The organism is Klebsiella sp. MPUS7, from assembly GCF_009905335.1.
GTDB lineage: Bacteria > Pseudomonadota > Gammaproteobacteria > Enterobacterales > Enterobacteriaceae > Klebsiella > Klebsiella grimontii.
In genome coordinates this window covers 3,727,704-3,741,236 of record NZ_CP047604.1, presented here as the reverse complement: position 1 = coordinate 3,741,236, position 13,533 = coordinate 3,727,704, and the positions used below count along the sequence as shown (strand labels likewise).

10 protein-coding genes are annotated in these 13,533 nt (G+C 57.9%); 9 read left to right on the top strand and 1 reads right to left on the bottom strand.

What is annotated here, in order from left to right:
* The first annotated feature begins 5 nt into the window (after positions 1-5).
* The 4 genes from GUC22_RS17460 to GUC22_RS17445 all read left to right on the top strand — a co-directional run bounded on the left by GUC22_RS17460 (position 6) and on the right by GUC22_RS17445 (position 3,248).
* Positions 6-1,235 (top strand): winged helix-turn-helix domain-containing protein, encoded by a 1,230-nt coding sequence (locus GUC22_RS17460; RefSeq protein ID WP_024360071.1) that lies wholly within the window; start codon positions 6-8, stop codon positions 1,233-1,235.
* A gap of 52 nt (positions 1,236-1,287) precedes the next feature.
* The gene (gene ycaR, locus GUC22_RS17455) at positions 1,288-1,470 is read left to right on the top strand and encodes a protein YcaR (RefSeq protein ID WP_004130952.1); all 183 of its coding nucleotides are present in this window, start codon (positions 1,288-1,290) and stop codon (positions 1,468-1,470) included.
* The gene (gene kdsB / locus GUC22_RS17450; protein ID WP_004871641.1) at positions 1,467-2,213 is read left to right on the top strand and encodes a 3-deoxy-manno-octulosonate cytidylyltransferase; all 747 of its coding nucleotides are present in this window, start codon (positions 1,467-1,469) and stop codon (positions 2,211-2,213) included. The genes ycaR and kdsB overlap by 4 nt, the downstream gene beginning before the upstream one ends.
* 141 nt (positions 2,214-2,354) lie before the next feature.
* Entirely contained in the window at positions 2,355-3,248 is an 894-nt protein-coding gene (locus GUC22_RS17445; protein ID WP_024360069.1) for a YcbJ family phosphotransferase, read from the top strand.
* Here GUC22_RS17445 and elyC read toward each other — a convergent pair.
* A complete protein-coding gene (gene elyC / locus GUC22_RS17440) occupies positions 3,225-4,004 on the bottom strand; it encodes an envelope biogenesis factor ElyC (RefSeq protein ID WP_004871635.1) in 780 nt (259 codons plus the stop codon). The genes GUC22_RS17445 and elyC overlap by 24 nt on opposite strands.
* Positions 4,005-4,125: 121 nt before the next feature.
* On the opposite strand from elyC, the gene cmoM reads away from it, so the two are divergent.
* The 5 genes from cmoM to ldtD all read left to right on the top strand — a co-directional run bounded on the left by cmoM (position 4,126) and on the right by ldtD (position 13,341).
* On the top strand, positions 4,126-4,905 hold the full coding sequence (gene cmoM / locus GUC22_RS17435) for a tRNA uridine 5-oxyacetic acid(34) methyltransferase CmoM (RefSeq protein WP_004871632.1): 780 nt from the start codon (positions 4,126-4,128) through the stop codon (positions 4,903-4,905).
* Between the two features lie 3 nt (positions 4,906-4,908).
* On the top strand, positions 4,909-6,231 hold the full coding sequence (gene mukF / locus GUC22_RS17430) for a chromosome partition protein MukF (protein WP_024360066.1): 1,323 nt from the start codon (positions 4,909-4,911) through the stop codon (positions 6,229-6,231).
* The gene (mukE, locus tag GUC22_RS17425) at positions 6,212-6,916 is read left to right on the top strand and encodes a chromosome partition protein MukE (protein WP_004100725.1); all 705 of its coding nucleotides are present in this window, start codon (positions 6,212-6,214) and stop codon (positions 6,914-6,916) included. The genes mukF and mukE overlap by 20 nt, the downstream gene beginning before the upstream one ends.
* Positions 6,916-11,364 carry a chromosome partition protein MukB gene (mukB, locus tag GUC22_RS17420; RefSeq protein WP_024360065.1) on the top strand — a complete coding sequence of 1,483 codons (4,449 nt, stop codon included), beginning with the start codon at positions 6,916-6,918 and terminating at the stop codon, positions 11,362-11,364. Before mukE ends, mukB begins: the two co-directional genes overlap by 1 nt.
* A gap of 183 nt (positions 11,365-11,547) precedes the next feature.
* Positions 11,548-13,341 carry a L,D-transpeptidase gene (ldtD, locus tag GUC22_RS17415; RefSeq protein WP_102650049.1) on the top strand — a complete coding sequence of 598 codons (1,794 nt, stop codon included), beginning with the start codon at positions 11,548-11,550 and terminating at the stop codon, positions 13,339-13,341.
* Positions 13,342-13,533 lie beyond the last annotated feature (192 nt).

The following is a 13,533-nucleotide window of genomic DNA, read 5'->3' as shown; positions in this document are numbered from 1 at the left end:
GCTGCATGCCGGTATTGTCCCTCTCGCTTAAAGATGCCCGCCATCTCCACCTCGCCGCGCAGGGGCTGCTGAAAAAGCCCCGTCGTCGCGCCAGGCCCGAGGACATTCTACAGACCATCAGGCAGATGTCCCTGCTGCAAATCGATACCATCAACGTGGTTGCCCGCAGTCCTTACCTGGTGCTTTTTAGCCGCCTTGGCCGCTATCCTCAGGGCTGGCTGGACGAGGCGCTCCGCGCCGGCGAGCTGATGGAGTACTGGGCGCACGAAGCCTGTTTTTTACCGCGCAGCGACTTTTCGCTGGTGCGTCACCGCATGTTGGCGCCGGATAACATGGGCTGGAAATATCACAAAGCGTGGATGACCGAGCACGCCGCAGGCATTCAGGAGTTGCTAGCCCATATTGCTGAAAATGGCCCGGTGCGCTCGGCCGACTTCGAGCATCCGCGCAAAGGCGCCAGCGGCTGGTGGGAGTGGAAACCGCATAAACGCCATCTTGAAGGTTTATTTACCGCCGGTGAAGTGATGGTTATCGAGCGGCGTAATTTTCAGCGCGTTTACGACCTGACCCATCGGGTGATGCCGAACTGGGACGATGCGCGAGATGGGCTCTCTCAGGAGCAGGCTGAAGCCATTATGTTACGCAATAGCGCTCGTAGCCTGGGGATTTTTCGCGCGCAGTGGCTGGCGGATTATTATCGTCTGCGTCAGCCCCCGCTGCCGCTGCTGCTGGCGAGTTGGCAGGATGAGGGGCTGGTGGTGCCGGTTAACGTTGAGACGCTGGGCGAAATGTGGCTTCACCGTGATGCCCTGACGCTGCTGGAGTCCTCTCCCGGCGGCAGGCTCGCCGCCAGCCACAGCGCCGTGCTCTCGCCTTTCGATCCGGTCGTATGGGATCGCAAACGAGCGGAACAGCTGTTTAGCTTTACCTACCGCCTGGAGTGCTACACCCCCGCGCCGAAACGGCAGTACGGCTATTTTGTGTTACCGCTGCTGCACCAGGGGAGACTGGTTGGCAGAATGGACAGCAAAATGCACCGTAAAACCGGCGTGCTGGAAATTATCGCCCTGTGGCTGGAAGAGGGGGTAAAGGTGACGTCCGGGCTGGAGAGCGGGCTAAAACGCGCCATTGATGATTTTGCCCTCTGGCAGGGTGCCGCGCGAGTGACCTGCGGACGGCTACCTCCGGCGCTTTTTGCCGGCCTGCAGCAGGGTTGGGAAATTGACGCCGCCTGAGCCCACGTGTGATATGCTGCTGAAGAATCTATTCGGTCCATCTGGAGGAATCATGGATCACCGTTTACTTGAAATTATCGCCTGTCCGGTTTGTAACGGTAAGCTGTATTACAGCCAGGATAAGCAAGAACTGATCTGCAAACTTGATCGCCTGGCTTTTCCGCTGCGTGAAGGCATTCCCGTACTGCTGGAAACCGAAGCGCGCCCGCTTCCTGTAGAAGAGAGCCAGTCATGAGTTTCGTGGTTATCATCCCCGCGCGCTTTGCTTCTACCCGCCTGCCAGGGAAACCGCTCCAGGATATCAACGGCAAGCCGATGATTGTCCACGTTCTGGAACGCGCGCGCGAATCCGGTGCCGAGCGTATCATCGTTGCTACCGACCATCCGGACGTGGCCCATGCGGTGGAAGCCGCCGGTGGCGAAGTCTGCATGACGCGTGAAGATCATCAATCTGGTACCGAACGCCTTGCCGAAGTGGTCGAAAAATGCGCCTTCAGCGATGACACCATCATCGTTAACATTCAGGGCGACGAGCCGATGATCCCGCCAGCCATCGTGCGGCAGGTGGCCGAAAATCTGGCGGCAAGCACGAGCGGTATGGCGACCTTAGCGGTGCCAATCCACGATGCGGAAGAAGCGTTTAATCCGAATGCGGTGAAGGTCGTGATGGATGCTGAGGGCTATGCGCTCTACTTCTCACGCGCCACCATTCCGTGGGATCGCGATCGTTTCGCCAAATCCCGCGAGGCTGTTGGCGATTCGCTGCTGCGCCATATTGGGATTTATGGCTATCGCGCCGGATTTATCCGCCGCTATGTTAGCTGGGCACCGAGCCCGCTGGAGCAAATAGAGATGCTCGAGCAGCTGCGCGTGCTGTGGTACGGCGAGAAAATCCATGTCGCGGTGGCGGAAGTGGTTCCCGGTACGGGTGTCGATACACCGGAAGATCTGGAGCGCGTTCGCGCGGAGCTGCGTTAATCCCTCCGTCCCCTCCGCCAGGAGGGGATATCCCCAGGCCGTTATTCCATACTTTTTTACGTCAATTTTGATCTCACCCGATGACAACCCCGGCGCAGGCGCTCATTATGAAACCGGTAGTATTCATAGGGGTAATCAGAAATGGAACAGTTGCGTACCGAGCTGAGCCACCTGCTGGGTGAAAAACTAAGCCGCGTGGAGTGCGTCAGCGAGAAACCCTCGTCGGCGCTGTGGTCGCTATATGATGCACAGGGAAACCCAATGCCGCTGCTGGCGCGCAGCTTTACGACGCCGGGGGTGGCGCGCCAGCTGGCGTGGAAAATATCGACCCTCGCGCGAAGCGGCACCGTGCGTATGCCGGTTGTCTACGGCGTAATGACGCATGAAGAGCATCCCGGCCCCGATGTTCTGCTGATCGAACGGCTGCGCGGCGTCTCGGTTGAAGCCCCCGCCCGCACGCCGGAGCGCTGGGAGCAGCTGCAGGAGCAGATCGTTGAAGCGCTGCTGGCCTGGCACCGCCAGGACAGCGGCGGCTGCGTCGGGATGGTCGATAGTACTCAGGAAAACCTCTGGCCGTACTGGTATCGCCAGCGCGTGGAGGTGCTATGGAGCACGCTGAATCTTTATCATGATACCGGCCTGACGATGCAGGATAAACGCATTCTGTTCCGCACCCGCGAATGCCTTATGGATTTGTTTAAAGATTTCAATGATAACTGCGTGCTGGTACACGGTAGCTTCACGCTGCGCAGCATGCTTAAAGATCCGCGCAGCGATCAGCTGCTGGCGATGGTCGGGCCGGGTATGATGCTCTGGGCGCCGCGGGAATATGAGCTATTCCGTCTGGCCGATAGCGGTCAGGAGGAGGAGCTGCTGTGGCACTATCTCCGGCGGGCGCCGGTGGCGGAAGCGTTTCTCTGGCGGCGCTGGCTGTATCTGCTGTGGGACGAAGTGGATAATCTGGTGAATACCGGGCGCTTTGACCGCACCCGGTTTGATCTGGCGGCTAAATCAATCCTGCCCTGGATCGCCTGAGGATCCTTTCAGCCATTGCCAGATGCGGCCTAGCGTTTCGTAACCCACCCGATCGCTATGCATGAGCCAAACGGGCGAAGGAATTGCTCGCTCCCATGGGTTGAGCGGTGACTCAATCGCCAACTGGTTGGCCGGCGCGGGCAGGGGGGTTAGCCCGGCGCGGCGAAAGAAAATCATCGCCCGCGGCAGATGCGAGGCGGAGGTAACCAGCAGGAACGGCGCATCGCCTATCGCCTCCTTCACCGCAGCGGCTTCTTCTTCGGTGTCTTTGGGTTTATCCAGAACGATGATTTCGCTGCGCGGTATCCCCAGACTCTCGGCAACTCTGGCCCCGGCTTCCGCCGTGCTGACTGGATTCGTTTTTGCCGCGGCGCCGGTAAAAATGAGTTTCGAGCCCGGGTTTTCATACCACAGGCGGATCCCCTCCGTCAGCCGCGGCAGGCTGTTGTTGATGAGATTTGAGCTGGGGGCCCAGTTCGGATTCCAGGTGTAGCCGCCGCCAAGCACGACGACATACTGCACGCGCTTTTCATCTCTCCACGTCGGGTATTTATCTTCAATCGGCTTTAGCAGGCTATCGGCTACGGGTTGCAGGCTCAACAGCAGTAACAGTAGCCAGCCGAGGCTGACGCAGAGCTTGCCGGTGCGCTGGAAACGGCTAAACCACAGCAGTGCGATCCCGAGCGCAATCAGCAACAGCAGCAGGGGAAGCGGCAGCATCATGCCGCCTAAAACCTTTTTCAGCGTAAAAAGCATGCCGTACGGTTCCTTTTTTAACCATCTAACTAAAGATATACCCGGATCTTACAACAGATCGCTTCATTCTCCGCGCGGGTATGACAAAATAGCGGCTTTGTGTTGGCGTGTGGAGTCACCCGTGCAGGATCGTAATTTCGATGATATTGCTGAAAAGTTTTCGCGCAATATATATGGCACCACCAAAGGCCAGCTGCGGCAGGCGATCCTCTGGCAGGATCTGCAACCGCTGCTGAACCAGCTGGGGCCTGGGCCATTGCGAGTTCTTGACGCGGGCGGCGGCGAGGGACAGACGGCGATCAAAGTGGCGGAAATGGGCCATCACGTCACGTTATGCGATCTTTCCGGTGAAATGGTGGCTCGCGCTAGGCAGGCGGCTGCCGATAAAGGTGTGATCGACAACATGCATTTTGTACAATGCGCGGCTCAGGATATTGAGCAGCATTTGGAAAGTCCGGTCGATCTGATACTGTTTCATGCGGTGCTGGAATGGGTAGCCGAACCTCAGGCGATGTTGCGTACGCTGTGGGCGATGCTGCGTCCCGGCGGCGCGTTGTCGCTGATGTTCTACAATGCTAACGGTCTGTTGATGCACAATATGGTCGCCGGAAATCTCGACTATGTGCAAATCGGCATGCCGAAAAAGAAAAAACGCACGCTGTCGCCGGACTATCCGCGCGATCCGCAGCAGGTTTACGGCTGGCTGGAAGAGATTGGCTGGCAGATTACCGGTAAAACAGGCGTACGGGTGTTTCATGATTATCTGCGTGAAAAACACCAACAGCACGACAAATTTGCGGCGCTGCTGGAGCTGGAAACGCGCTACTGTCGCCAGGAGCCGTATATTAGCTTAGGCCGTTATATTCACGTCACCGCGCTTAAGCCGCAGATGCAAGGATAAACTATGAGTGAATTTTCCCAGACAGTCCCCGAACTGGTTGCCTGGGCCAGGAAAAATGATTTTTCTATTTCGCTGCCGGTCGACAGACTCTCTTTTCTGCTGGCGATCGCCACGCTGAACGGCGAGCGGATGGAAGGGGAAATGACCGAGGGAGAACTGGTGGACGCGTTCCGCCACGTGAGTGATGCGTTTGAGCAGACCAGCGAAACCATCAGCCAGCGCGCCAATAATGCCATTAACGATATGGTGCGCCAGCGTCTGCTGAACCGCTTTACCAGCGAAATCACCGAGGGTAATGCTATTTATCGCCTGACGCCGCTGGGCATCGGGATCACCGACTACTATATTCGCCAGCGCGAGTTCTCCACCTTGCGCCTGTCGATGCAGCTCTCCATCGTTGCCGGCGAACTCAAGCGCGCCGCCGACTCGGCAGAAGAGGGCGGCGATGAGTTCCACTGGCATCGTAACGTTTTCGCCCCGCTGAAGTACTCGGTAGCGGAAATTTTTGACAGCATCGACCTGACTCAGCGGATCATGGATGAACAGCAGCAGTTGGTGAAAGATGATATTGCCCAACTGCTGAACAAGGACTGGCGAGCGGCGATCTCCAGCTGTGAGCTGCTGCTGTCGGAAACCTCCGGCACCCTGCGCGAACTGCAGGATACGCTGGACGCGGCGGGCGATAAGCTGCAGGCAAACCTACTACGTATCCAGGACTCGACCATGGCGCGCGACGATTTGAATTTTATCGATCGTCTGGTGTTCGATCTGCAAAGCAAGCTGGACCGCATCGTCAGCTGGGGCCAGCAGGCGATTGACCTGTGGATCGGCTACGATCGCCACGTGCATAAATTTATCCGTACCGCCATCGATATGGATAAAAACCGCGTCTTCGCGCAGCGTCTGCGTCAGTCGGTGCAAACCTACTTCGACGCTCCGTGGGCGCTCACCCACGCGAATGCCGATCGACTGCTTGATATGCGCGATGAAGAGATGGCGCTGCATGATGAAGAGGTCACCGGGGAACTTCCGGCGGATCTGGAGTACGAAGAGTTTAACGAAATTCGCGAACAGCTGGCGGCGCTGATTGAAGGACAGCTGGTGGTCTATAAAGAGAAGGGACTGCCGCTGGATCTTGGCCTGGTGGTTCGCGAATATCTGTCGCAGTATCCGCGCGCACGCCACTTTGATGTCGCGCGCATTGTGGTCGACCAGGCGGTACGTTTGGGCGTAGCGCAAGCAGATTTCACCGGACTGCCGGCAAAATGGCAGCCGATTAATGATTACGGAGCCAAGGTACAGGCGCATGTCATCGACAAATATTGAACAAGTGATGCCGGTTAAACTGGCGCAAGCGTTGGCTAATCCGTTATTTCCGGCGCTGGATAGCGCCCTGCGCGCGGGCCGCCATATCGGCCTCGACGAGCTGGATAATCACGCATTTTTAATGGATTTTCAGGATTACCTGGAAGAATTTTATGCTCGCTACAACGTCGAGCTGATTCGCGCCCCGGAAGGATTTTTCTATCTGCGTCCGCGGTCGACCACGCTGATCCCGCGCTCGGTGCTCTCCGAGCTGGATATGATGGTGGGCAAAATTCTCTGCTATCTCTACCTCAGCCCGGAGCGCCTGGCGAATGAAGGCATCTTCACCCAGCAGGAGCTTTACGACGAGCTGCTGACTCTGGCGGATGAAGCCAAGCTGCTGAAGCTGGTCAATAACCGTTCTACCGGCTCCGACCTTGATCGCCAGAAACTGCAGGAAAAAATGCGCGCTTCGCTCAACCGCCTGCGCCGTCTCGGCATGGTGTGGTTTATGGGCCACGACAGCAGCAAATTCCGCATCACCGAATCGGTATTTCGCTTCGGCGCCGATGTGCGCGCCGGTGACGATCCGCGCGAAGCCCAGCTGCGTATGATCCGCGACGGTGAAGCGATGGCGCTGGAAAATCGCCTGCAGCTTAATGATGAGAATGAAGAGAATCAGCCGGATAGCGGGGAGGAAGAGTAATGATTGAACGCGGTAAATTTCGCTCGCTAACGCTGGTTAACTGGAACGGCTTTTTTGCCCGGACTTTTGATCTTGATGAATTAGTGACCACGCTTTCCGGTGGTAACGGGGCCGGTAAATCCACGACCATGGCCGCCTTCGTCACCGCGCTGATCCCGGACCTGACGCTGCTGCACTTCCGTAACACCACGGAAGCGGGGGCCACCAGCGGCTCGCGCGATAAAGGCCTGCACGGTAAGCTGCGCGCTGGCGTCTGCTACTCGGTGCTGGACGTGATCAACTCCCGCCACCAGCGCGTGGTGGTCGGCGTTCGCCTACAGCAGGTGGCCGGTCGCGATCGTAAAGTCGATATCAAGCCGTTTGCGATCCAGGGCCTGCCAACCTCCATCCAGCCAACCCAGCTGCTGACCGAAACCCTTAACGAGCGCCAGGCGCGCGTGGTGACGCTCAACGAGCTGAAAGATAAGCTCGAAGCGATGGAAGGGGTGCAGTTTAAGCAGTTTAACTCTATTACCGAATATCACTCGCTGATGTTTGACCTGGGCGTGGTGGCCCGTCGCCTGCGTTCGGCTTCGGACCGTAGCAAATACTATCGCCTGATCGAAGCCTCGCTGTACGGCGGTATTTCGAGCACCATTACCCGCTCGCTGCGCGACTACCTGTTGCCGGAAAACAGCGGCGTGCGTAAGGCGTTCCAGGATATGGAAGCGGCGCTGCGTGAAAACCGCATGACGCTGGAAGCTATCCGCGTGACGCAGTCGGACCGCGATCTCTTCAAGCATCTGATCAGCGAAGCCACCAACTACGTTGCCGCCGACTATATGCGTCACGCCAATGAACGGCGCATTCATCTCGATAAAGCGCTGGAATATCGCCGGGATCTGTTCACCTCCCGCGCTCAGCTCGCGGCGGAACAGTATAAGCACGTCGATATGGCCCGCGAACTGCAGGAACATAACGGCGCGGAAGGCGATCTGGAAGCCGATTACCAGGCCGCCAGCGACCATCTGAACCTGGTACAGACCGCGCTGCGCCAGCAGGAAAAAATCGAGCGCTATGAAGCGGATCTTGATGAACTGCAGATTCGCCTCGAAGAGCAAAATGAAGTCGTCGCGGAAGCGGTTGATCTACAGGAAGAGAACGAAGCCCGCGCCGAAGCCGCCGAGCTGGAAGTGGATGAGCTGAAAAACCAGCTTGCCGACTACCAGCAGGCGCTGGACGTGCAGCAGACCCGCGCGATTCAGTACACCCAGGCGCTGCAGGCGCTGGAGCGGGCAAAAACCCTCTGCCATCTGCCGGACTTAACCCCGGAAAGCGCCGACGAGTGGCTGGAAACGTTCCAGGCGAAAGAGCAGGAAGCGACGGAAAAAATGCTGTCGCTGGAACAGAAAATGAGCGTGGCGCAAACCGCGCACAGCCAGTTTGAACAGGCATACCAGCTGGTGGCGGAGATCAACGGCCCGCTGGCGCGTAATGAAGCCTGGAACGTAGCGCGCGAGCTGCTGCGCGAAGGCGTTAATCAACGCCATCAGGCTGAACAGGCGCACGGGCTGCGCAGCCGCCTGACCGAGCTCGAACAGCGCCTGCGTGAACAGCAGGACGCCGAACGCCAGCTCAATGAATTCTGTAAGCGGCAGGGCAAACGCTACGATATCGATGAGCTGGAAGCTCTGCATCAGGAGCTGGAAGCCCGCATCGCGTCGCTTTCCGACAGCGTCTCCTCCGCCAGCGAACGGCGGATGACCCTACGCCAGGAGCTGGAACAGCTGCAGTCGCGGACGCAAACGCTGATGCGCCGCGCGCCCATCTGGCTGGCGGCGCAGAACAGCCTTAACCAGCTGTGCGAGCAGAGCGGCGAGCAGTTTGAGTCCAGCCAGGAAGTCACCGAATATCTCCAGCAGCTGCTGGAGCGTGAACGCGAAGCTATCGTGGAGCGCGATGAAGTCGGCGCCCGCAAGCGCGCTATCGATGATGAAATTGAGCGTCTTAGCCAGCCGGGCGGTTCGGAAGATCAGCGCCTGAACGCGCTGGCGGAACGTTTTGGCGGCGTACTGCTGTCGGAAATCTACGATGACGTGAGTCTCGATGATGCGCCTTATTACTCCGCGCTCTACGGTCCTTCCCGCCACGCCATCGTGGTACCGGATCTGTCGCTGATTGCCGATCAGCTCGAAGGTCTTGAAGATTGTCCCGAAGATCTCTACCTGATCGAAGGCGATCCGCAGTCGTTTGATGACAGCGTATTCAGCGTCGATGAGCTGGAAAAAGCGGTGGTCGTGAAGATTGCCGATCGCCAGTGGCGCTATTCACGCTTCCCGACGCTGCCGCTGTTTGGCCGCGCGGCCCGCGAAAGCCGTGTTGAAACCCTGCACGCCGAGCGCGAAAGCCTGTCCGAGCGTTTTGCGACGCTGTCGTTTGATGTGCAGAAAACCCAGCGCCTGCATCAGGCGTTCAGCCGCTTTATCGGCAACCATCTGGCGGTGGCCTTTGAGGACGACCCGGAAGAGGAAATCCGCAAACTGAATACGCGTCGCGGCGAACTGGAGCGGGCGCTGACTGCCCATGAGAGCGATAACCAGCAGAACCGGGCGCAGTATGAGCAGGCCAAAGAGGGGGTATCCGCCCTCAACCGCCTGCTGCCGCGTCTGAATCTACTGGCCGACGACTCGCTGGCCGATCGCGTGGATGAAATCCAGGAACGCCTTGACGAAGCGCAGGAAGCCGCGCGCTTCGTACAGCAGCACGGCAATCAGCTGGCAAAGCTGGAGCCGATCGTTTCCGTTCTTCAGAGCGACCCGGAGCAGTTTGAACAGCTGAAAGAAGACTATGCGTATTCGCAGCAGACCCAGCGCGACGCGCGTCAGCAGGCGTTTGCGCTGACCGAAGTGGTGCAGCGTCGCGCCCACTTTAGCTACTCTGATTCCGCAGAGATGCTCAGCGGTAATAGCGATCTGAACGAGAAGCTGCGCCATCGCCTGGAGCAGGCGGAAGCGGAACGTGCCCGCACCCGCGACGCGCTGCGTACCCACGCCGCGCAGCTCAATCAGTACCATCAGGTGCTGGCATCGCTGAAAAGTTCGTATGACACCAAAAAAGAGCTGCTCAACGACCTGCATAAAGAGCTTAAGGATATTGGCGTACGCGCCGACGCCGGCGCCGAAGAGCGCGCCCGTCTGCGCCGCGATGAGCTCCACGCTCAGCTCAGCAACAACCGCGCGCGCCGCAATCAACTTGAGAAAGCGTTGACCTTCTGCGAAGCGGAAATGGATAACCTGACCCGCAGACTGCGCAAGCTGGAGCGCGATTACTGCGAAATGCGCGAACAGGTGGTCAGCGCCAAAGCGGGCTGGTGCGCGGTCATGCGCCTGGTGAAAGACAACGGCGTGGAGCGTCGCCTGCATCGTCGCGAGCTGGCTTACCTGTCTGCAGATGAGCTGCGCTCCATGTCGGATAAGGCGCTCGGCGCGCTGCGTCTGGCGGTCTCGGATAACGAACATCTGCGCGATGTGCTGCGTATTTCTGAAGATCCGAAACGCCCGGAACGCAAAATCCAGTTCTTTGTCGCCGTGTATCAGCATCTGCGCGAGCGTATCCGCCAGGATATCATCCGCACCGACGATCCGGTGGAAGCGATTGAGCAGATGGAGATCGAACTCAGCCGTCTGACGGAAGAGCTGACCAACCGCGAGCAGAAGCTGGCCATCAGCTCCCGCAGCGTGGCCAATATTATCCGCAAGACTATCCAGCGCGAGCAAAACCGTATTCGCATGCTCAACCAGGGGCTGCAGAGCGTCTCCTTCGGCCAGGTTAACAGCGTGCGTCTGAACGTCAACGTGCGGGAAACCCACTCGATGCTGCTGGACGTGCTGTCTGAACAGCATGAACAGCATCAGGATCTGTTCAACAGCAATCGTCTGACCTTCTCGGAAGCGCTGGCGAAGCTGTATCAGCGCCTGAATCCGCAGATTGATATGGGGCAGCGTACGCCGCAGACCATCGGCGAAGAGCTGCTGGACTACCGCAACTATCTGGAGATGGAAGTGGAAGTTAACCGTGGTTCCGACGGCTGGCTGCGCGCGGAATCCGGTGCGCTATCGACCGGTGAGGCTATCGGTACCGGGATGTCGATCCTGGTGATGGTGGTACAGAGCTGGGAAGATGAATCTTCGCGCCTGCGCGGTAAGGACATTTCGCCGTGTCGTCTGCTGTTCCTTGATGAAGCGGCGCGTCTGGATGCCCGCTCTATCGCGACGCTGTTCGAGCTCTGCGATCGTCTGGAGATGCAGCTGATTATCGCGGCGCCGGAAAATATCAGTCCGGAAAAAGGCACCACCTATAAGCTTGTGCGTAAGGTCGTGAATAATCACGAGCACGTGCACGTCGTCGGTCTGCGTGGCTTCGCGCCGCAGCTGCCCGAAACGCTGCCGGGAACGGCAAATGCTTCATAGGGTGGTATAATAACCAGCCAAAGGGCGACGCGATGTCGCCCTTTTTGTTATCCGTTCCTGTATTTTAGGATTGTATAATCTTTTAACTTCTTTACATTTGGGAAGGCAAAAGCGTTTTCGTCTTCATATACTGAAAGTAAGCCCCAATTTAGCGGGCAGCAATGTGTTAACAGGGGGCAAGGGATGTTGCTAAAGAAACGGTATGGTCGTCAATTGTCCGCGCTCAGTCTGAGCCTGGCTTTTGCATTTGCTCCACTGTTCAATGTCCAGGCCGAAGAGCCTGAAGTGGTACCATCGGATAGCGCTACCGCCATCAGCGAGCTTTCTTCTGCGCTGAGCCAAAGCGCAAACCAATCTGCGGCGGTCGCCAAAATGACCGGCGAGCAGGCGCTTCCAGCCGAGGCGGCGGCAAAAAGCCGTGCCGATATTCAGGCGGTGCTGCCGACCGGTTATCAACCCGTATTTATGAATCCGCTGGTATCGCTGTATGCGGCCAGGGATATGAAACCGATGTGGGATAACCGCGAGGCGGTGCAGGCGTTTCAACAGCAGCTGGCTGAAGTGGCTATCGCCGGTTTCCAGCCGCAGTTCACCACCTGGGTTGAGCTGTTGACCGACCCGGCAGTGAACGGTCTGGCGCGGGATGTTGTTCTTTCTGACGCCATGATGGGCTATCTGCATTTTATTAGCGGTATTCCGACTCAGGGCAACCGCTGGCTGTACGGCACCAAACCGTATGCGATGTCGACGCCGCCTCTGTCGGTCATTAACCAGTGGCAGGTGGCGCTGGATAACGGTTCGCTGCCGCAGTTTATTGCCGGGCTCGCCCCGCAGCATCCGCAGTATGCCGCAATGCATCAGGCGCTATTAGCGCAGGTTGCCGATTCCCGTCCATGGCCGCAGCTTACCAGCAAGACGTCGCTGCGCCCGGGCGAATGGAGCAATGATGCCGGCGCGCTGCGCGAAATTTTACAGCGCACCGGTATGCTGGATGAATCGGCAAAGATTGCTTTGCCGGGCGATGAGGTGGTGAGCCCATCTGCCGGGAAAAAGGCCAAAAACAGCGGCCGCGGCGTTTACGATCGCCAGTTAGTCGAGGGCGTTAAGCGCTTCCAGGCCTGGCAGGGGCTGGGCGCTGACGGTGTGATTGGTCAGGCGACCCGCGACTGGCTCAACGTTTCTCCCGCGCAGCGCGCCGGCGTGCTGGCATTGAATATTCAGCGTTTGCGCCTGCTGCCGGGTAATCTGGCGACCGGCATCATGGTGAATATTCCCGCCTTTTCGCTGGTCTATTACCAGGGCGGTAGCCAGGTGCTGGCATCGCGGGTTATCGTTGGTCGCCCGGACCGTAAAACGCCGATGATGAGCAGCGCCCTGAACAATGTCGTGGTCAACCCGCCGTGGAACGTGCCGCCGACGCTGGCGCGCAACGATATTCTGCCGAAGGTGCGCAATAACCCAGGCTACCTTGAGCAGCACGGCTATACGATGATGCGCGGCTGGAATAGCAAAGAGACAATCGACCCTTATCAGGTCGATTGGGAAACGATAACCGCATCGAATCTGCCGTTCCGCTTCCAGCAGGCTCCCGGCGCGCGCAATTCGCTGGGGCGCTATAAATTCAATATGCCAAGCTCGGACGCTATCTATTTGCACGATACGCCAAATCACAATCTGTTCCAGCGGGATGGGCGTGCGTTGAGCTCCGGATGCGTACGCGTCAATAAAGCCTCTGAGCTGGCGAATATGCTACTGCAGGATGCTGGCTGGAATGACGCGCGTATTTCAGATGCGCTTAAACAGGGAAACACCCGCTACGTTAATATTCGCCAGAATATCCCGGTTAATCTCTATTATTTGACCGCGTTTGTCGGCGCTGATGGACGTACACAATATCGAACAGATATTTACAATTACGATCTCACCGCGCGATCCAGCGCACAAATATTGCCTAAAGCTGAACAATTAATCAGATAAATGAAGTAGTTCAACGGATTTGGTTGTCCTATCTGTGTGTGAAAACGGGCCTGGCATGCTGCAAGGCCCGAGTTTACTGGGGTTAGGCTACCTTGACGTTGGCAATAATGCCCGGTAAGGTGCCCTTCGTGCGCCAGAAGTGCATATACATATAATCCTGCAAAGGCGTTGTGGCGGTAAGCAGCCCATTCT